The following is an 18,981-nucleotide window of genomic DNA, read 5'->3' as shown; positions in this document are numbered from 1 at the left end:
GCGGGTCCGCGGGCCGGTTCAGTGGCCGCGGCAGCGCGGCCGTGGTCCGTCAAATCGGGATCGCGGCGGGGATCGAGGGCTGCAGCCCCCTCGCGCCGGGTCAGTGGCGGTTCCGCCGCGCGGCGCGCGATCAGCGGCCGCATGACGCGTCCTCCACCAGCCAACGGCACAAGGCACCGAAGTCGAAGCCCCGGACCGCCGCCTGTTCCGGCGTGAGCGAGGTGGGCGTCATCCCCGGCTGGGTGTTTGTCTCCAGCAGGATCAGCCCCTCCATTCCCCGCTCTTCATCCCAGCGGAAATCCGTTCGGCTGACGCCCCGGCAGCCAAGAACGCGATGCGCCGTCGTGGCCATCGCCATGCAGGCATCGAAGATCTCGAAAGGGATCTCGGCGGGCACGACATGGCGCGAGCCGCCGGGCTTGTACTTGGCGTCGTAATCATACCATCCATCGGTCAGGATGTCGGTCACGGTCAGCGCGCCGGGGTCGCCCGGACCGTCGCCCATGACCGAGCAGGTCAGCTCGCGGCCCTTGACGAAAGCCTCGACCATGACGTGAGCCGGCATCGCCTCCGACAGGCGCGGCGGCGCGTTGGTGCCCTCGGTCACAAGGTAGACGCCGACCGACGAGCCCTCGTTGTTGGGTTTGACGACATAGGGCGGCGGCAGCACGTGACGGGCCATCACCTCGGCCTTGGAGGCGATCACGCTCTCGACCACGGGCAGCCCGTGGGCGCGGTAGACCTCCTTGGTGCGGGCCTTGTCCATGGCCAGCGCCGAGGCCAGAACCCCGGAATGGGTGTAGGGGATGCGCAGCCATTCCAGCAGCCCCTGCACGCAGCCATCCTCGCCCCAGCGGCCATGGAGCGCGTTGAAACAGACATCGGGCTTGAGATCGGCCAGCACGGCGGGCAGGTCGGGGCCGCAATCGACCTCGACCACCCGGAAGGCTTCGTCCCTCAGCGCCTGCGCGCAACCACGGCCCGTCGAGAGCGACACTTCCCGTTCCGAGGAAGGTCCACCCATGAGAACCGCGACGAGGGGCGATGTGCTGCTCGAACCCGCCACCTGTGCCTCTATCCTCCGCCGGATTCTTTTGCCCGGTCGGATGCTGTCGGGGCTTTGCCCCTTTTGCTCTTGTCGGGGCCTTGCCCCGTGTCATGCGCCCCTGCTCAGGGCGCCGTGTCAGGCGCCGGTCGCCCGACGCGCATGATTTCCCATTGTAGCTCTATTCCCTGCGTCTCGAAAACCTTTTTTCGAACCTCTTCGCCCAGGGCCTCGAGATCGGCGGCGCTGGCCCCGCCGGTGTTGATCATGAAATTCGAATGCATCCGCGACATCTGCGCGCCGCCGCGGGTCGCGCCGCGCATCCCCGCCTGGTCGATGACCTTCCACGCCTTCAGCTCATGGGTATCGTCCTCGCGTCCCGTGGACGAAAACCCGGCCGGGTTGCGAAAGGTCGAACCGGCGCTGCGATCCCTGGTGGGCTGGCTCGCGTCGCGCTTCGCCAGTTGGTCGGCCATCCGCGCCTCGAGCGCCGCGGGCTCGCCGGGATCGGCGCGAAACGTGACCTCGGTCACGATGCTGTCGGCGGGCAAATCGGTCTGGCGATAGGCGAAGCCGATGTCGCGCGCGTCCCGCGTCTCGAGGCTGCCGTCGCGGTGGACCAGCCGCACCGTGACCGCGTGATCGGCGACGTAGGAGCCGTAGCACCCGGCGTTCATGCGCAGGGCCCCGCCGATGGAGCCGGGGATGGTGCGCAGGAAGGTCAGGTCGCGGCCCGCCTCGGCGGCCGTCCTTGCGACATGGGCGTCGAGCGCCGCGGCCCCCGCGGTGACGGCGTCGCCCTCGACACGGATGGCGTTGAAGCCGCGGCCAAGCCGGATGACGACACCGGGCAGGCCCCCGTCGCGCACGATCAGGTTCGAGCCGACGCCCATGGGAAAGACCGGCACCGACGGGTCGAGCGCCGCAAGAAAGCGGCGCAGGTCCTCTTCGTCGGCGGGTTGGTAGAGCCAGTCTGCCGGGCCGCCCACGCGCAGCCATGTCAGATCGGCAAGCGGCCGGTCGGGCGTCAGGCGGCCGCGCAGATCGGGCGCGGGTTGCGCAAACAGCTCGGACGGGTCACGGGACATGGTCATGCCGGGCGAAATACCGGGCGGGCCTTTGCGCGGCAAGCCATGGCGTTACTCACCGGGATGTTCGCTTTCGCGCGGGGCGAGCAGACCGGCAAGGCGCTGGCCCGCCCGGATGATCGGCCAGCGCAGCACCGAAGCCCCGGCGGCCATGACGAGCAGGCCCCAGACCGGCCCCATGGCAAAGGTCACAAGCCCCAGCAGCGGGATGCCGGTGGCGATCAGCGTCCAGGCGGCGGGCCAGTGGTAACGCGCGGGGGCCATCCCCGCCGCGCAGGCGGCGACGATCCAGAGACAGGCAAGGGTCAACGACAGGGGCATTGCGTCACGCTCCTCGATCCATGCAGGCGTGGTGCGACGCGGGGCATGTCAGTCCGACGCCCCCGCCCCGCCCAGGTCCTCGAGCCGCGCGGGCAGCCCATGCGCCCAGGCGGAAATCGTGCCGGCCCCGAGGCAGACGACCATGTCGCCGGGCCGCGCCTGTTCGCGAACGAGGCGCTCGAGGTCATCCTCGGACAGGATCGCGCGGGCATGGCGGTGACCGTGCCGGATCAGGCCCGCGACCAGGTCATCACGGCTGGCGCCCTCGATCGGGTCCTCGCCCGCGGCATAGACCTCGGCGATGGCGACGACATCGGCGTCGTTGAAACAGGCGCAGAACTCTTCGAACAGGCTCGACAGGCGCGAGTAGCGGTGCGGCTGGTGGACGGCGATGACGCGCCCCCCGCCCTCCGTGCCGATGGCCTGCCGCGCGGCGCGCAGCACGGCAGCGATCTCGACCGGGTGATGTCCGTAATCGTCGATGACGGTGATGCCGCCCACCTCGCCCACCTTGGTGAAGCGGCGGTTCACGCCCTTGAAGCCCGCCAGCGCGGCGCGGATCTCGGACGTCTTCATGCCGAGGTGGCGCGCGACGGCGACGGCGGCCAGCGCATTGCTGACGTTGTGGTCGCCCGGCATCGGCAGGCTGCAACCCTCGATCACCTGCCCCTCGGCCTGCAGCGCGATGTCGAACTGCGCCACGCCACCCTTGTAGGTCAGGTTCACCGCCCGCACGTCGGCCTGCGCGTTGAAGCCGAAGGTCACGACGCGGCGGTCGGTGATCCGGCCCACCAGCGCCTGAACCTCGGGGTGGTCGGTGCAGCACACGGCGATGCCGTAGAAGGGGATGTTCGAGACGAAATCGAGAAACCCGCGGCGCAGGTTCTCGATCGTGCCCCAATGCTCCATGTGCTCGGGGTCGATGTTGGTCACGATGGCGATGGTCGCGGGCAGGCGGTTGAAGGTGCCGTCGCTCTCGTCGGCCTCGACCACCATCCAGTCGCCCTGCCCCACCCGCGCGTTCGAGCCATAGGCGTGGATGATGCCGCCGTTGATCACGGTCGGATCGACGCCCCCCGCATCCAGCAGCGTGGCGACCAGCGTGGTGGTCGTCGTCTTGCCATGGGTGCCCGCCACCGCGATGTTGAGGCGCAGGCGCATCAGCTCGGCCAGCATCTCGGCCCGGCGCACCACGGGCAGGCCCTTCAGGCGTGCGGCGTCCAGCTCGGGGTTGCCCGGCTTGATCGCCGAGGAGATCACCACGACCTCGGCCCCCTCGAGGTTCTCGGGCCGCTGCCCGAAATGGACCCGCGCGCCCAGCCCCTCCAGCCGTTCGGTGATCTTCGAGGGTTTCAGGTCGCTGCCCTGCACGTCGTAGCCGTGGTTCAGCAGCACCTCGGCGATGCCCGACATGCCGATCCCCCCGATGCCGACGAAATGGATCGGGCCGAGCTTGGTCGGCAGTTTGGTTGCGGCGGCACTCATGCGGCTCCTTTCCGCGCCAGTTCCTCGACCAGGGCTGCCAGCCTCTCGGCGGCGTCGGGGACACCGGCGGACAGGGCGGACTGCGCCATGGCGTCGGCGGCGGCGGGTTCTGTCAGAATGGTTTCGATGGCCTGCGCCAGCCCGTCGGGCGTGAGGCGGGATTCGGAGATCATCACGGCGGCGTTGACATCCACCAGACCCGCGGCATTCGCCGCCTGGTGGTTCGCCGTCGCCGCGGCATAGGGGATCAGGATCGCGGGCCGCCCGATCACGCTGATATCGGCGACCGAGGACGCGCCCGCGCGGCTGATGACAAGCTGCGCCTCGGAGAGGCGGCGGGGCATGTCGCGGAAGAAGGGCTCGACCTCGGCCCGGACGCCGATGCGCCGGTAGGCCTCGGTCACGCGCGCGTGATCCTCGGGCCGGGCCTGCTGGGCGATGCGCAGATGACCGCGCAGCCCCTCGGGTAGGCGCGCGACGGCCTCGGGCACGCAATCGGCCAGGATGCGCGCGCCCTGGCTGCCGCCGAAGACCAGAAGGCTCATCGGCCAGTCGCCCGGCGGCATGTAGGGCGCGCCCGCGCGTTCGAGCACCGCGGCACGCACGGGGTTGCCGGTGTGGACCCCCTCCACCCCCTCGGGCAGGACGGTCGGCCATGTGCCGCAGGCCACCACGTCGACGCGCCGCGCGAACAGCCGGTTCACCCGGCCGAGGATGCCGTTCTGTTCGTGCAGCATCACCGGCGTCCGCGTGAGCCAGGCCGCGGCCATGGCCGGGATCGTGGGATAGCCGCCGAAGCCGACCACCACGTCGGGTTTCTCGCGCCACATCCGCAGCGTCGCGCCGAGGATGCCGCCCAGAATGCGGAAGGGCGCGACCAGCCTTGCCGCCACGCCGCCGCGCGCGAAGGTGGCCGAGGCCACCTGCCGCACGCCGACCGCGTGGGAAAAGCCGTCGGTGTAGCGCGCGCCGCGCGCATCGGTCGAGAGCGTCACCCGCCAGCCGCGGCGCAACATCACCTCGGACAGCGCCTGCGCGGGGAACATGTGGCCGCCGGTGCCACCGGCCGCGATGATCAGATGGGGGTTCGAGGGCGTCATGATCCTACCTGTGCCGCGACAGGAGGATGTCGCCGATCTCGCCCTGCGGGCGCGAGCGGGTGAAGGCCAGGATCATCCCCACCGCGATGCCCGTGGCGATCAGGGACGAGCCGCCATAGCTGACGAAGGGCAGCGTCATCCCCTTGGCCGGCAGAAGCCGCACCGCCACGCCAAGATTGATGAAGGCCTGAAGCGCCAGCAGGCTGATCAGCCCCGTGCCCGCCAGACGGATGAACGGGTCGCGCTCGCGGATCAGCCGGAACAGGCCGCGCAGCGTGATCGTGGCGAAAAGGGCGATGATCAGCACGACAAGGACCACGCCGTATTCCTCGGCTGCGACCGCGATGATGAAATCGGTATGGGCGTCCGGCAGCGTCCAGCGCACCGTCCCCTCGCCCAGCCCCGCGCCGAACAGCCCGCCGTTGCGGATCGCGTCGGTGGCGTAGCCGATCTGCGTGTTGGGGTCGATCTCGTTCGACAGGAACCCGTCGATCCGGCGCGCCACGTGTTCCGAGTTGGCATAGGCGAAGGCACCGCCCAGCGCCACGACGCCCATCACCGCAAAGAGGATCAGCATCGGCGCGCCCGCCACGAAATAGATCACCGACCAGGCGAAGACGACCAGCGCGGCCTGCCCGAAATCGGGCTGCATCACCAGGAAACCCACGATGGTCATCATCACGACCAGCGACACGGTCTTGCCCGGCGGGCCGCCGATCTCCTGGCTGGCGGCGATCATCCAGGCGGTGAAGACGACGAAGACCGGCTTGAGGAATTCCGAGGGCTGGATCGAGGCGAAGCCGAGCGAATACCACCGCGTCGCCCCCTGCCCGAAATCCGTGCCGAAGGCCGGCAGCATCGCAAGCGCGCCGACCGCCGCGAAAAAGCCCAGCACGCCGAGCCGGCGGATCGTGACAGGTGCGAGCATCGACACGAGGATCATCACGCTCAACCCCAGCCCGCCGAACGCGGCCTGCCGGATCACGTAGTGGAACGGGTCATGGCCGTTGCGCTCGGCCAAGGGCGGCGAGGCGGCGAAGCCCAGCAGGATGCCGATGGCGAACAGCGTCAGCACGCAGAAGATCGTCCCCCGGTCCACCGTCCGCCACCACCGTGGAAGAACGGCCTCGCCTGACTGCACGATCACCGTGCCATGCGCGATTTCCGTCATGGGTCTGCCCGCCCGTTTCCTGCCGTTGCCTGCCTCGAGATCGCCCGGTTTTCCGGGTCTGAGTCCCAGCCTAGCGCGAAACGCGATGCGGGGCCAGCCTTTGCTTGACTGTTGCGCCGGGGCCTCGGTCATGGGCAGTGGGTCTTGTGGGGGGAGCGACGCCGCCCCGGCGCGCGGCGCGGTCAGTGCCCGCCGTCGGACGAGAGGCGGGCCACCTGCTCCATGAAATCCCGGCCGCGGTGTTCGAAACTGTCGTATTGGTCGAAACTCGCCGCCGCGGGCGCAAGCAGCACTGTATCGCCCGGCTCCGCCTCGGCCGCCGCGCGGGCCACGGCGGTGGCCATGTCGCCGCAGACCTCGTGGGGCACGTCGCCCAGGTGCAGGGCGAATGCCGCGGCCTCGCGCCCGATCACATAGGCCTTCACCACCTCGCCCGCCGCGGCCGGCAGCGCGGCCAACCCGCCCTCCTTCTCCAGCCCGCCGCAGATCCAGCGGATGCGCCGGAAGGCGCCAAGCGCCTTGACCGCGGCATCCACGTTGGTGGCCTTGCTGTCGTTGACGAAAGAGACGCCATTGATCTCGGCCACGCGCTGCGAGCGGTGCGGCAGGCCCTCGAAGGACTGAAAGGCGGCCTCGATCTCCTTCGGGGCCAGCCCCAGCGCGCGGGCCGCGCCATAGGCGCAAGCCGCGTTCTGGTGGTTGTGCGACCCCGGCAGCCCCGGCACGCCCCGCAGGTCGATCGAGGCGACCTGGCGCGCCTTGCGCATCTCGCTGAGCCAGCCCTTGCGCGCGACAAGGTCCCAGCCCGGCCCTGCCAGCTTCTGCGACGCGACCCGGATCACCGCCATGTCCCCCGGCCCCTCGGCCAGCCGATTGGCAAGGTAGCGCCCCTCGTCCTCGTCCACGCCGATCACGGCCCGGTCGGGCCCTCCCATGGTGAAAAGCCGCGCCTTGGCCGCGAAATAGCCGCCCATCCCGCCATGCCGGTCGAGGTGATCGGGCGAGAGGTTGGTGAAGACCGCCACGTCCGGCGTCAGCGCGCGGGCGAGGTCGATCTGGTAGGAGGACAGCTCCAGCACCACCACGCCCCCCTCCTCGGGCGGGTCGATGTCGAGCACCCCGCGCCCGATGTTGCCGGCCAGTTGCACGGGCTTTCCCGCCACCGTCAGGATATGGGCGATCAGCGCCGAGGTGGTGGATTTCCCGTTCGAGCCTGTGACCGCCACGACCTTGGGCGGCTCCTCCATCTCGTCCCAGCCCTGCAAGCCAAGCGAGCGGAAGAACAGGCCCACGTCATTGTCCACCGGCACGCCCGCCGCCCAGGCCGCGGCGATGGCGCGGTGCGGCGCGGGGTAGAGATGCGGGATGCCGGGCGAGACGATCAGCGCCGCCACCCCCTCGAAGGCACCGGGCGCGCCCGGATCCCAGATGGCGAAACCCTCGGCCTCGGCCGCCGCGCGGCCCGCCGCCCCGTCATCCCAGCACAGCGCCTCGGCGCCGCCCGCCCGCAGCGCGCGCGCCGTGGCAAGCCCCGACCGGCCCAGCCCCAGCACGCCGACGCGATGCCCCTCGAACCCCTGAACCGGTATCATCTCACCACCCCCGCATGCGAAGCCATCCCCTTGGACGGATGTCTACCGCATATCGTGCGACAGGAAAGGCCCTGCGAACCCGGACCCGCCGGACGGCAGGCGCGACCCGCCGCCCCTTCATCTTCCCACAAATACGGCCGCCGGAGGCGTCCCGAACCCTGCCACCCGCGCGACCGCCCGAAAAAACAGCGGACCGCCCGCCACAGGGCCCCGCGCCGCGTGCGCGGCGCGCTTCCCCCCGCCGCGCTCAACGCGGCGCGCTTTGGTTCACCGCGCTCAACGCGGCGCGCTTTGGGTCTCCGCGCTCGAGGCGGCGCGAAATGCGCGGTTTGCCTTGGAGCGGGTCGCGGTCATTCGCAGTCTCGCGATCCACTCCAACGGCTCGATGTCGCATGTTCGAGGCGCGCAAAACCGGTTCCCGCTCTTGCGCAACATGCTTTAGTCCGCCGCGAAATACGCCGCGAGCGCCAGGATCTCTTCATCCCCGAGGCGGGCGGCGACCGTGACCATCGCCTGGTTGGGCCGTGCCCCCACGCGATATTGGAACAGGGCGCGGATCATCTCGTCGCGCCCGAGCCCGTCGATGGCAGGCACCCCCGAGGCGCTGTCCCGGCCCGGCAGGTGGCAGGCGGCGCATTCCGACGCGAGATAGGCCCCGTAGGCGACATCGCCCTCCATCGCCAGCACGTCTTCGGGGACCACCACGTCCTCGGGTGCGGGCGGTGGCGGGGTGGTGGTCAGGCGCACGTATGTCATCAGGTCGGTGCGCAACCTCTCCTCGGTCACCGGGGGCAGATCGCCATGCGCGCTGCCCGGCACGACGGCCTCGGGGTCGACCAGGAAGGCGCGCAGGCTCTCGCGCCCCCAGACAAGGCCGGACTGTCCCGCCGCGCGCAGAAAGGGCGTGTAGGCGACCCCGTCGAGCGACCCGGCGACCCGGCCGTATAACCCATGGAGATTGGGGCCCGCGGCATGGGTCTCATCGGCCCCGAGCGTGTGGCAGGCGGCGCACAGCGCCTCGAAATGCACGCGCCCCGCCTCGGGGTCGCCCCCGCAGGAGGCGAGGATATCGTCGGGATGCGACATCGGCAGATCGGCCCCGACGGCAAGGCCGCTGGCTTGCGGCGCGTCGGAGCCTTGCGACAGGGCGGGCGCGGTGAAGGCGGCGACGTTAGCGAAGGTGGCGAGGGTGGCGAGGGTGGCGGCAAAGCCGACCGCGCGCGACACGGGGAACAGGCGGCCGGGCGGCCGGGTCAAGACACTGGTCATGAAATACACTCACTGAAAATTGCCCGCGGCGCAGCGTGCCGGGGCGACTCGGTCCAACGCGGTCTGGGTACCAAAAACCGACCCGCAGAAAAACCGTCAGCGCAGCTTCAGCGTGGCCAGACCGATCAGCGCGAGGATGAGCGAGATGATCCAGAAGCGGATCACGACCTGCGGCTCGGCCCAGCCCTTCTTCTCGAAATGGTGGTGGATCGGGGCCATCAGGAAGACGCGCTTGCCGGTCGCCTTGAAATAGGCGACCTGCACGATCACGCTGACCGCCTCGGCCACGAAGAGGCCGCCGACGATCGCCAGCACGATCTCGTGCTTGGTCGAGACCGCGATCGCGCCCAGCGCGCCGCCCAGCGCAAGCGACCCGGTGTCGCCCATGAACACGGCGGCGGGTGGCGCGTTGTACCACAAAAAGCCAAGCCCCCCGCCGATCAGCCCGGCGGTGAAGACCAGCAATTCGCCGGTGCCCGGCACGTAATGCACGTCGAGATACTCGGTGAAATCGACGCGGCCCACGGCATAGGCGATGACCCCCAGCGTCGCGGCCGCGATCATCACCGGCATGATCGCCAGACCGTCCAGACCGTCGGTCAGGTTCACCGCATTGGCCGAGCCGACGATCACGAACATGGCGAAGGGGATGAACAGCCAGCCCATGTTGAAAAGGACGTCCTTGAAGACCGGCACGGCCAGTTGGCTGGCCAGCTCCGGGGGATGCACCCAGACCGCGGCGGCCGAGGCGATGCCCGCGATGGCGAAGCCGATCAGCAACCGCACGCGCCCCGAGACGCCCGCGCTGGTGTTGCGGCTGACCTTTGCCCAGTCATCCGCGAAGCCCACGACGCCGAAGGCGACCGTGGTGAAGAGCACGATCCAGACATAGGGGTTGTCGAGCCGCGCCCACATGAGCGTGGACAGCGTCAGCGCCGCGAGGATCAGCAGGCCGCCCATGGTGGGCGTTCCGGCCTTGGTGGCGATGTGATGGGCCGGGCCATCCTCGCGGATCGGCTGGCCCGCGGCGTATTTGCGGCGCAGCGCGTTGATCAGGGGGCGGCCGAAGATGAAGCCGAAGATCAGCGCGGTGAAGAACGCGCCACCGGCGCGAAAGGTAATGTAGCGAAAGAGGTTGAAGACATCCCCGCCATCCGACAGCTCACTCAGCCAATACAACATCTAGCGGGGTCCTCGCCTGTAATCCGCAGCCGATTGCCCCAGTTTGCGCAAGGCGTCAACCACGCGGGACACCTTGATCCCCTTGGAGCCCTTCAGAAGCAGCACATCGCCCGGCACCAGTGTCGAAGGCAGGGCCGCGACCATGTCCTCGGCGCTCTCGGCGTGCAGTCCGCGCAGCGCGCCGGGCAGCGCCGCGTGCAGATGCGCCATCAGCGGGCCGACCGTGTGGACGGTGGCGATGCGCGCCATGGTTGGGTGATCGGCGATGGCGGCATGGAGCGCGGGGCCTGTCGGCCCAAGCTCCAGCATGTCGCCCAGCACCGCGATGCGCCGCCCGCGGCCCTGCGGCTCGGTCGCGGCCAGCACCTCGAGCGCGGCGGCGACCGAGGCGGGGTTGGCGTTGAAGGCATCGTCGATCATCTCGACGGCCAGCGCGTCGGTCTCGCTCAACACGATCCGCTCGCGGGTGCCGCGCCCGTCGAAGGGCGTCCAGCCCGAGAGCGCCAGCGCAGCCTCGGTCGGGTCGGCGCCCGCGGCCTCGGCCGCCGTCAGCGCGATCAGCGCGTTCATCGCGTAATGCCGCCCCGGCGCGCCGATGCGAAAGAGCCGCTCCTGCCCGTGCAGATCGGCGCGGATGACGGTGGCGCTGTCCGAAAGCTGCGCCTCGATCAGGCGGGCCTCGGTGCCCTCGGCCTCGCCGAAGCGGATGAGCTTTGCCCCGCAAGCCCTTGCCTTGTCGAAGAGAATGCCCGCCGTGTCGACATCGGCGTGGGCCAGCGCGATACCGCCGTCGCCCAGCCCCTCGTAGATCGCGGCCTTTTCATGGGCAATGCCCTCGATCACGCCGAAGGCCTCCAGATGCGCGGGCGCGACGGTGGTCACCACGGCGACATGCGGCCGCGCGAGCCGGGCCAGCGGTGCGATTTCGCCGGGGTGGTTCATGCCGATCTCGATGATCGCGTATTCGGTGTCGGCGGGCATCCGCGCCAAGGTGACGGGCACGCCCCAATGGTTGTTGAAACTCGCCTCGGCGGCATGGGTCCGGCCCTGCCGGGCCAGCGCGCTGCGCAGCATCTCCTTGACCGTCGTCTTGCCGACCGAGCCGGTCACGGCGATCACCTTGGCCTTGGTCCGTGCGCGCCCCGCCGCGCCCAGCGCGCGCAGGCCCTCCATCACGTCGCCCACCAGCAACAGGCGCGCGGGGTCCACCCCCTCGGGCAGGCGCGAGACAAGCGCCGCCGCCGCCCCCTTGGCCAGCGCGTCGGCGACGAACTCGTGCCCGTCGCGCGCGGCGGAGAGCGCGACGAACAGATCCCCCTCGGCCACGTTGCGGCTGTCGATGGAGATGCCGGTGGCCGACCACTCGCCCGCCACCTGCCCGCCGGTCGCGGCGGCGGCCTCCTCGGCTGTCCAAAGCGCGCTCATGCGATGCCCTCCATTTGCGCGCTCACGCGATGCCCTCCATTTGCGCGCTCACGCGCGACCCTCCAGCGCGGCCACCGCGACGCTGGCCTGTTCGACATCGTCGAACGGGTAGACCACGTCGCCCACGGTCTGCCCCGTCTCGTGCCCCTTGCCCGCGATCAGAAGCGCATCGCCCGGTTCCAGCGCATCGACGCCGCGCAGGATCGCCTCGGCGCGGTCGCCGACCTCGGTCGCATCGGGGCAGCCTTGCAGGATCTCCATGCGGATCGCGGCGGGATCTTCCGATCTGGGGTTGTCGTCCGTCACGAACAGAACATCCGCGTGTTCGGCGGCGGCCCGGCCCATCAAGGGCCGCTTGCCCCGGTCCCGGTCGCCGCCCGCGCCGAAGACGACGATCAGGCGGCCCAGCACATGCGGGCGAAGCGCCTTCAGCGCCGTCTCAAGCGCGTCGGGCGTATGGGCGTAATCGACATAGACCGGCGCGCCGTTGTCGCGGCGGCCCGCAAGCTGCATCCGCCCCCGCACGCCGGTCAGGCGGGGCAACACGGCAAAGACCGCCTCCGGGTCGTCACCCGAGGCGATGGCGAGCCCCGCCGCGGTCAGCACGTTCATCGCCTGGAAGCCGCCGATCAGCTCCAGCCGGGTCTGCATCTGCCGCCCCTGCCAGCGGAACAGCACGTCCTGCCCGGTTTCGTCCAGCCTGCGCCCGGTGATCTTGATCGCGGCGCCCTCGGCGTATTGGGCGATGCCCATCACCTCGATCTGCCGCGCGGCGCAGGCCTCGGCCACGCGGGGGCCGTAGTCGTCGTCGAGGTTCACGACCGCGACGCCATCCTCGGACAGAAGCCCGGTGAAGAGCCGCAGCTTGGCGGCGAAATAGGTCTCCATGTCGCCGTGGTAGTCGAGGTGATCCTGCGTCAGGTTCGTGAAACCCGCCGCCGCGAGATGCACCGCCTCCATCCGGCGCTGGTCAAGCCCGTGCGAGGACGCCTCCATCGCCACATGGGACACGCCGGCCTCGGCCATCTCGGCCAGCACGCGGTGCAGCGTCAGCGGCTCGGGCGTGGTGTGGATGCCCGGCGCGGCATAGGCCCCCTCGACGCCGGTGGTTCCGACATTCACCGCCTCGCGGCCGAGGGCGGCCCAGATCTGCCGGGTGAAGCTGGCGACGCTGGTCTTGCCGTTGGTGCCGGTGACAGCGACCACCGTGTCGGGCTGCGCCCCGAACCACAGCGCGGCGGCATGGGCGAGGGCCGCGCGCGCGTCCTCGACCACGACCAGCGCGGCGTCCGCGGCGGCAAGCTCCGAGGCCGCGATCTCGGCTCCCTCGCGGTCGGTCAGGATCGCGCCCGCACCCATGCGCAGCGCGTATCGGATGAAGTCGCCGCCATGCACGCGGCTGCCGGGAAGCGCCGCGAACAAGCCCCCACGCGTCACCTTGCGGCTGTCGAGCGCCAAGCCCGTCACGGCAACATCGCTGCCGCGGCGGGGCGTCAGCCCCAGTTCAGACAGTTGCCGTGTCCGAGGCGCCATGCCCCCACCCCCGCGCGATCATCTCGAGGTGCTGGATAGCGCATCCATGGCAAGGGGTTCAATCTCGGGTCGCAGCCCCAAGAGCGGCGCGCTGCGGCGGATGATCTCGGCAGCGACGGGAACCGCCGTCCAACCGGCGGTGCGGCGCGGCTCGGGGCCCGAGGTCTCGACCGGTTCCTGCAGCATGGTCATCAGCACGTAGCGCGGGTCATGCATCGGAAAGGCCGAGGCGAAGGTCGTCAGGTTGCGGTCCTCGTAATACCCGCCCGTCGGGCGCGGCAGGTCGGCGGTGCCGGTCTTGCCGCCGACGGCATATCCTTCGACCTCGCCGAAGCTGGCGGTGCCCTCGGTCACCACGGCGCGCATCAGCGCGCGCATGGCGCGGCTGGTCTCCTCGGAAATCAGGCGCTCGCCCCGCTGGGGGCCATCCTGCCGCAGCAGCGTGGGCGCGATGCGGGTGCCGCCGTTGACCATCGTGGCATAGGCCCCTGCAAGCTGCACCAGCGAGGTCGAGACGCCATGCCCGTAGGAAATCGTCATCGTCGACAGCTCGCCCCAGCGATCCGGCACCAGCGGGCGGGCATTGGTGGCCTCGACGATCTCGACCGGCGCGGCTTCCAGCAGACCCAGTTGCTCGAGGAACACGCGCTGGCGCTCGCCGCCGATGACCTGCGCGATACGCGCGGTGCCGATGTTGGAGGAATGGATGAAGACGTCATGGACCGACTGCGACGGGCCATAGCTGCGAAAGTCGCGGATCGAGAACCCCGCCATGCGCAGCGGACCGCGCGTGTCGATCATGTCATCGACGGACACCAGCCCCAGCTCCAGCGCCTGCGCGATGGTGAAGGCCTTGAAGACACTGCCCAGCTCGTAGACCCCCTGCACCGCGCGGTTGAACAGCGGGCTGTCGGCCGGGTCGCCCTCGAGCAGGGGGCGGGGGCGCGCGTTGGGGTCGAAATCGGGCAGGCTCGCCATGGCGACGATCTCGCCAGTCTGCACGTCCATCAGGACGGCGGCGGCGCCGCGCGCGTTCATCAGCATCATGCCGCCGGCCAGCACCTCTTCGACGGCGGCCTGCACCGTCAGGTCGATCGACAGCGCAAGCGGCGCGTCGCGGGCCGGGTCGCGGAGTTCCTCGTCGAACATCGCCTCGATCCCCGCGATGCCGATCACCTCGGCGGCGTTCACCGCCTCCTGCCCGAAGCCCGCGCCGCCGAGGATATGGCTGGCAATCGGGCCGTTGGGATAAAGCCGCATCTCGCGCGGACCGAACAAAAGCCCCGGCTCGCCGAGGTCATGGACCATCTGTTCCTGTTCGGGGCTGAGGTAGCGGCGCAGCCAGAGAAAGCGCCGCTCCGAGGTGAAGCGCGCGTGAAGATCCTCGGCGTCCATCTCGGGGAAGATCTCGGCCAGCCCCTCGGCGGCGGCGCGGGGGTCCACGATCTCGTGCGGGTGGGCGTAAAGCGCATTGGTGGCGAAATTGGTCGCCAGCACGCGCCCGCGCCGGTCCGTGATGTCGGCGCGCGTGGTGTGGATCGCGGCGCTGGTGGCGATGACGCTGGGCTCTTCGGCCTCGGTCGTGGCAAGGGCCGCCATGCGCAGGCCCACCGACCCGAAGGCGACCAGGAAGACCAGCGCGATCAGCACCAGCCGCCCCTCGGCCCTTTGGCGCAGCTTGTCGCGCTGCGCCTCGTGGCGCAGGCGCAGGTTCTCGCGCTGGATCACGTCGGGGTTCTCGCCCTTGGCGCGGGCCTCGAGCACGCGTGCAAGCGGGCGAAGCGGCGTGCGCAGGGTCATGGCAGGCTCTCTCCCTCGGCGGTCGAAGCACTGTCGAGCAGCACTTCGGGCGGCAGCGGATAGGGGATCTGCGTGGCGCGGCCGAACTGTTCGGGGGCCAGCGGCAACAGGCCGAGACGGTCGAAATTCAGGTCGACCAGCTCGCGCAGGCGGTCGGGCCGGTTGAGATAGGCCCATTCCGCGCGCAGGATCGCCAGCCGCTCGCGCTCGGCGCCGATGTCGCGCTGCAACCGCTCGACGCGGCGCTCGGCCTGCTGGGTCAGGATGGTCTGGTGATAGGCCCAGTAGCCCAGCGCGATCACGGCCAGCATGCCGAGGATCGTGGCGAAGCCGCGCATCACGGCACCTCCGGCATCATCGGAAGACCCAGCCGCGCGCGGTCGACGGGCGCGGCCGGGGCCTCGGTCCGGGTTGCCACCCGCAACCGCGAGGAGCGCGCGCGCGGGTTCACGGCGATCTCGTCCTCGTCCGGCGCGATGGCCTTTTTCGGGGTCAGCAGGAAACCGGGGTCGCGCAGAGCCGCGGCGGGCGCGTGGCGCGAGCCGCCGCCGCCCTCGCTGGCGCGCTCGGCCAGGAATCGTTTGACCACGCGGTCCTCGAGCGAATGGAAGGTCACGACCGCCAGCATGCCCCCCGGCCTGAGCGCGCGCTCGGCGGCCTCCAGCCCTTCGACCAGTTGCCGCATCTCGTCGTTCACGGCGATGCGGATCGCCTGGAAGCTGCGGGTCGCGGGGTGACTTTGCCCCGGTTTCTTGCGCGGAAGGCAGCCTTCGACGATGCCCGCCAGCTGCAGGGTCGTGGCGATGCGCCCCTCGGCACGCTTCGCCACGATGGCCTTGGCGATGCGGCGGGCGGCGCGTTCCTCGCCGTAATGGAACAGGATGTCGGCCAGAAGCGCCTCGGGCGCATCGTTGACGATATCCTCGGCCGAGGTGCCCGCCTGCCCCATCCGCATGTCGAGCGGGCCGTCCTTCATGAAGGAAAACCCGCGCTCGGCGCGGTCCAGTTGCATCGAGGACACGCCGAGATCGAGCGTCACCCCGTCCACCGGGCCGCCCGCGAGGGTGTCGAGGTCGGAAAACGTGCCCGCGACCAGCCGCAACCGGTCGCCATAGGCGTCGGTCCAGCCCGCGGCCAGCTCGAAGGCCAGCGGATCGCGGTCGATGCCGATCACCAGCCCCGCGCCCGCGTCAAGCAAGCCACGGGCGTAGCCACCAGCGCCGAAGGTTCCATCGACCCAGGTGCCCGCGACCGGTGCCACCGCCGCCAGCAGCGGGCGCAGCAGCACGGGAACATGCGGCGCCGCGCCGGTCATTCGTCGTCATCGTCGAACGACGGCTCGTCGTCCGGAAGAAGGGAAAGCGCGTCAAAATGCTCATCGCCATTGCTCAACTCTTGCAGCATCGCGGCAAAGGCGGCGGCCTGTGCATCCGCCTGCGCCGGGCTGAGGATGTGGAATTTCTCGCCGTGCCCTTCGAAGACCGCCTCTTCGGAAATGGCGATCCTGTCGCGCAACTCCTGGCTGAGGACGAGCCGCCCGGTGTCATCGAGCGTGAAGGTGTCGGACATCGACTTGTAGAAGTAGACCATCGTGCGCTGGGCATCGGTGCCCTGCTTCATCTTCGAGATCTTCTTCATCAGCCGCGCATAGCTGTCGGCGGACCAGCATTCGATGTGCTTCTTGCGCGGATCGCCGAAGGTGATGTGCATCTTCAGCGGCTCGCCCGGCGTGTAGGCGCGGTCGCAATTCTGCAGGACGCGACGGAACTTGGCCGGGATCGAGACCCGGCCCTTTCCGTCCACCTTGTTCCGGCTGATGCCGGTGAACTCGCGTTCCACGGGCCTTGCCCTTTTCCTGCCTCAATCGCGCCGTATTTCGGGCGCCGGGAACGGAAACGGCGGTTTGAGCAAGCTGCCACTGCTCAAACCGCCGCCCTCGTCCCATTGCTGGGTGTCCGACTGCGCATGCCACCTGGGGGGATGTCTGCTCGCTTGCGCGCCGGATCTCTTTTTTCTGGCGTATGAGATGCCTGTATGAACCTGCCGTTTTTTGTTTTTGGTTCAGGCCTTTGCGGCCCGTCGTTGATCTCGTCTGCCGATGACCAAGTGATGCCATGGGAGACCGTCCCATGCAAACCCTTTTTTCTCCACGTTTACCCAAGATGTGGGATTGCAGACCCCGGCAAAACAGCATCTTGCGGCCGCTGGAAGCCAATCCAACGCCATCGGTTGTGTTAAATTATCGAGGGGTATCTAAATATTGTGGGGCGCGCCGAATTGGGACACGCCTCCACCACATGGGGTTTTCTTGGGACCAGGGCGCATTTTTTGCGCCGAAAGGGGCGGGATGGGCCGTCGCGGGGCGGCTCAGGGGGCGGATTGCCCCCGGATCAGCCGCGAATCACCCTGCCCCAGCCTGCGCGCAGGCCAGGATCAGAGGATGCCGCCGTCGATGAACCGCCGCGCGAGCGCGCGGTAGGCCTGCGCCATCGGCCCCTCGCCCGCGGCGATGGGGGTGCCCGCATCGCCCGCAAGCCGCGTGTCGAGGTCGATGGGCAGCGAGCCCAGGAAGGGCAGGCCGAGTTTCTCGGCCTCGGCCTTGACGCCGCCTTCGCCGAAGATATGCGCCTCATGCCCGCAATTCGGGCAATGGTAGACGCCCATGTTCTCGACCAGCCCAAGAACAGGCGTCTTCAACATCTCGAACATGTTGAGCGCCTTGCGCGCATCCAGCAGCGCCACGTCCTGCGGGGTGGAGACCACGATCGCGCCCGTCACCTCGGAGCGTTGGCAAAGCGTCATCGCAACATCGCCCGTGCCGGGCGGCAGGTCGACGAGCAGCACGTCCAACTCGCCCCATTCCACCTGCGTCAGCATCTGTTGCAGCGCGCCCATCAGCATGGGGCCGCGCCAGACCACGGCCTTTTCCTCGGGCAGCATGAAGCCGATGGACATGAGCGTCACGCCATGACCGTGCAGCGGGATGATCGTCTTGCCGTCGGGCGAGGACGGGCGCTTGTTCACGCCCATCATGCGCGGTTGGCTGGGGCCATAGATATCGGCATCGAGCAGGCCGACGCGCTTGCCTTCCTTCGCCAAAGCCACGGCGAGGTTCGAGGACACGGTAGATTTCCCCACGCCCCCCTTGCCCGAGCCGATGGCGATGATGCTTTTCACGCCCGCGGGACGCATCGGGCCGGCCTGCGGCGTGGGGTGCCCGCCGATCTTGAGGCTGGGCGGCTCGCCGCCGGGGGCCGCCGGTTTCGGCGGGGCCTTGGCGGCGGGGCCGTGGGCGGTCAGGGCGACCTGGACGCTCTCCACCCCCGGCAGCTTGCCCAAAAGTTGTTCGCAGGCCAGCCGCACGGGGGCCATGCGCTGCGCCGCCTCGGGGCTTTCGGCCTCGAGCACGAAGCTGACCTTGCCGCCGTCCACGCGCAGGGCGCGGATCATGTCGCGGCTGACCACGTCGCCGCCGTCGGGCAGGGTCAGGGCGCTCAGGGCGCTCAGGATGCTGTCGCGGGTCTGGCTCATGTCGGGCCTCGGGTCATAGCTGTCTGTGTCACGCGTTCGCGCAGACATAGGACGTCAGCGGCGGGCATGCACCCCCAGAATGACGGCGCCCTGCACCGCCGCGCCCGCCAGCCCGGCGGCCACCAGCGCGCCCGAGATGCCCAGCCACTCGCCGAGCCCGCCGATGGCGAAGGCGCCCAGCGCCACGGTGCCGAAGCCGACCACGATCCACAGGCTCATGACCCGGCCGCGATAGCCGTCGGGCAGGTCCGACTGGATCGCCGCCTGCATCGAGACGCCGACCCATGTCGCGCAGAACCCCGTCAGCGCCGTCGCGGCCAGCGCCACCGGCCAGACCGGGGCAAGCCCCATCGCCACCACCGCGCCCTGCCCCGTCATCGCGGCCCACAGGACCGCGGGCGGGATGCGCGCGCCGACCGCGCCGATGCCGGCGGCCTTG

At 69.9% G+C, this 18,981-nt stretch carries 17 protein-coding genes; all 17 read right to left on the bottom strand.

Translation table 11 applies throughout. The features are described from left to right. Positions 1-130 precede the first annotated feature (130 nt). Positions 131-1,066: a D-alanine--D-alanine ligase gene (locus QQK83_RS15740; RefSeq protein WP_284265905.1), complete on the bottom strand. Its 936-nt coding sequence runs from the start codon at positions 1,064-1,066 to the stop codon at positions 131-133. A gap of 104 nt (positions 1,067-1,170) precedes the next feature. Further along, positions 1,171-2,133 (bottom strand): UDP-N-acetylmuramate dehydrogenase, encoded by a 963-nt coding sequence (murB, locus tag QQK83_RS15735; protein ID WP_284265907.1) that lies wholly within the window; start codon positions 2,131-2,133, stop codon positions 1,171-1,173. Between the two features lie 51 nt (positions 2,134-2,184). After that, positions 2,185-2,454, bottom strand: coding sequence for a DUF2484 family protein (locus tag QQK83_RS15730; RefSeq protein WP_284265903.1), 270 nt, complete (start codon positions 2,452-2,454; stop codon positions 2,185-2,187). 48 nt (positions 2,455-2,502) lie between these two features. Continuing rightward, positions 2,503-3,939 (bottom strand): UDP-N-acetylmuramate--L-alanine ligase, encoded by a 1,437-nt coding sequence (murC, locus tag QQK83_RS15725; protein ID WP_284265902.1) that lies wholly within the window; start codon positions 3,937-3,939, stop codon positions 2,503-2,505. Next, positions 3,936-5,039, bottom strand: coding sequence for a UDP-N-acetylglucosamine--N-acetylmuramyl-(pentapeptide) pyrophosphoryl-undecaprenol N-acetylglucosamine transferase (locus tag QQK83_RS15720; RefSeq protein WP_284265900.1), 1,104 nt, complete (start codon positions 5,037-5,039; stop codon positions 3,936-3,938). The genes murC and QQK83_RS15720 overlap by 4 nt, the downstream gene beginning before the upstream one ends. 4 nt (positions 5,040-5,043) lie before the next feature. Continuing rightward, positions 5,044-6,210: a peptidoglycan glycosyltransferase FtsW gene (locus tag QQK83_RS15715; RefSeq protein WP_284265898.1), complete on the bottom strand. Its 1,167-nt coding sequence runs from the start codon at positions 6,208-6,210 to the stop codon at positions 5,044-5,046. Between the two features lie 182 nt (positions 6,211-6,392). Next, a complete protein-coding gene (gene murD, locus QQK83_RS15710; RefSeq protein WP_284265896.1) occupies positions 6,393-7,802 on the bottom strand; it encodes a UDP-N-acetylmuramoyl-L-alanine--D-glutamate ligase in 1,410 nt (469 codons plus the stop codon). A gap of 438 nt (positions 7,803-8,240) precedes the next feature. Beyond that, positions 8,241-9,071, bottom strand: a complete 831-nt coding sequence (locus QQK83_RS15705; RefSeq protein ID WP_284265894.1) for a c-type cytochrome — start codon at positions 9,069-9,071, stop codon at positions 8,241-8,243. Positions 9,072-9,167: 96 nt separating this feature from the next. Then, entirely contained in the window at positions 9,168-10,253 is a 1,086-nt protein-coding gene (gene mraY, locus QQK83_RS15700; protein ID WP_284265893.1) for a phospho-N-acetylmuramoyl-pentapeptide-transferase, read from the bottom strand. After that, complete coding sequence (locus QQK83_RS15695; protein WP_284265891.1) at positions 10,254-11,678, bottom strand: UDP-N-acetylmuramoyl-tripeptide--D-alanyl-D-alanine ligase; 1,425 nt, start codon at positions 11,676-11,678, stop codon at positions 10,254-10,256. 48 nt (positions 11,679-11,726) lie between these two features. Next, positions 11,727-13,211 carry a UDP-N-acetylmuramoyl-L-alanyl-D-glutamate--2,6-diaminopimelate ligase gene (locus tag QQK83_RS15690; RefSeq protein WP_284265889.1) on the bottom strand — a complete coding sequence of 495 codons (1,485 nt, stop codon included), beginning with the start codon at positions 13,209-13,211 and terminating at the stop codon, positions 11,727-11,729. Between the two features lie 18 nt (positions 13,212-13,229). Then, entirely contained in the window at positions 13,230-15,011 is a 1,782-nt protein-coding gene (locus QQK83_RS15685) for a peptidoglycan D,D-transpeptidase FtsI family protein (RefSeq protein ID WP_284265885.1), read from the bottom strand. Further along, a complete protein-coding gene (gene ftsL, locus QQK83_RS15680) occupies positions 15,008-15,349 on the bottom strand; it encodes a cell division protein FtsL (protein ID WP_284265883.1) in 342 nt (113 codons plus the stop codon). The genes QQK83_RS15685 and ftsL overlap by 4 nt, the downstream gene beginning before the upstream one ends. Continuing rightward, a complete protein-coding gene (gene rsmH, locus QQK83_RS15675; RefSeq protein WP_284265881.1) occupies positions 15,349-16,326 on the bottom strand; it encodes a 16S rRNA (cytosine(1402)-N(4))-methyltransferase RsmH in 978 nt (325 codons plus the stop codon). The genes ftsL and rsmH overlap by 1 nt, the downstream gene beginning before the upstream one ends. Next, positions 16,323-16,850, bottom strand: coding sequence for a division/cell wall cluster transcriptional repressor MraZ (locus QQK83_RS15670; RefSeq protein ID WP_284265879.1), 528 nt, complete (start codon positions 16,848-16,850; stop codon positions 16,323-16,325). The genes rsmH and QQK83_RS15670 overlap by 4 nt, the downstream gene beginning before the upstream one ends. A gap of 594 nt (positions 16,851-17,444) precedes the next feature. Next, positions 17,445-18,542 carry an Mrp/NBP35 family ATP-binding protein gene (locus QQK83_RS15665; protein ID WP_284265877.1) on the bottom strand — a complete coding sequence of 366 codons (1,098 nt, stop codon included), beginning with the start codon at positions 18,540-18,542 and terminating at the stop codon, positions 17,445-17,447. A gap of 54 nt (positions 18,543-18,596) precedes the next feature. Next, on the bottom strand, positions 18,597-18,981 hold a 385-nt coding region (locus QQK83_RS15660; protein ID WP_284265875.1), incomplete at its 5' end, for an MFS transporter.

The sequence above is a fragment of the Roseicyclus amphidinii genome (assembly GCF_030163755.1).
Classification (GTDB): Bacteria; Pseudomonadota; Alphaproteobacteria; order Rhodobacterales; family Rhodobacteraceae; genus Roseicyclus; species Roseicyclus amphidinii.
Note: the sequence above shows the minus strand (reverse complement) of the source record. Positions and strands in the feature narration are given on the sequence as shown.

What these genes read in the sequence shown, in the direction of transcription:
- QQK83_RS15690 (WP_284265889.1), bottom strand. Translation starts at nt 13,211, where the DNA reads ATGGCGCCTCGGACACGGCAACTGTCTGAACTGGGGCTGACGCCCCGC.
- QQK83_RS15685 (WP_284265885.1), bottom strand. Translation starts at nt 15,011, where the DNA reads ATGACCCTGCGCACGCCGCTTCGCCCGCTTGCACGCGTGCTCGAGGCC.
- murC (WP_284265902.1), bottom strand. Translation starts at nt 3,939, where the DNA reads ATGAGTGCCGCCGCAACCAAACTGCCGACCAAGCTCGGCCCGATCCAT.
- murD (WP_284265896.1), bottom strand. Translation starts at nt 7,802, where the DNA reads ATGATACCGGTTCAGGGGTTCGAGGGGCATCGCGTCGGCGTGCTGGGG.
- QQK83_RS15665 (WP_284265877.1), bottom strand. Translation starts at nt 18,542, where the DNA reads ATGAGCCAGACCCGCGACAGCATCCTGAGCGCCCTGAGCGCCCTGACC.
- QQK83_RS15695 (WP_284265891.1), bottom strand. Translation starts at nt 11,678, where the DNA reads ATGAGCGCGCTTTGGACAGCCGAGGAGGCCGCCGCCGCGACCGGCGGG.
- rsmH (WP_284265881.1), bottom strand. Translation starts at nt 16,326, where the DNA reads ATGACCGGCGCGGCGCCGCATGTTCCCGTGCTGCTGCGCCCGCTGCTG.
- QQK83_RS15720 (WP_284265900.1), bottom strand. Translation starts at nt 5,039, where the DNA reads ATGACGCCCTCGAACCCCCATCTGATCATCGCGGCCGGTGGCACCGGC.
- mraY (WP_284265893.1), bottom strand. Translation starts at nt 10,253, where the DNA reads ATGTTGTATTGGCTGAGTGAGCTGTCGGATGGCGGGGATGTCTTCAAC.
- ftsL (WP_284265883.1), bottom strand. Translation starts at nt 15,349, where the DNA reads ATGCGCGGCTTCGCCACGATCCTCGGCATGCTGGCCGTGATCGCGCTG.
- murB (WP_284265907.1), bottom strand. Translation starts at nt 2,133, where the DNA reads ATGTCCCGTGACCCGTCCGAGCTGTTTGCGCAACCCGCGCCCGATCTG.
- QQK83_RS15715 (WP_284265898.1), bottom strand. Translation starts at nt 6,210, where the DNA reads ATGACGGAAATCGCGCATGGCACGGTGATCGTGCAGTCAGGCGAGGCC.
- QQK83_RS15705 (WP_284265894.1), bottom strand. Translation starts at nt 9,071, where the DNA reads ATGACCAGTGTCTTGACCCGGCCGCCCGGCCGCCTGTTCCCCGTGTCG.
- QQK83_RS15730 (WP_284265903.1), bottom strand. Translation starts at nt 2,454, where the DNA reads ATGCCCCTGTCGTTGACCCTTGCCTGTCTCTGGATCGTCGCCGCCTGC.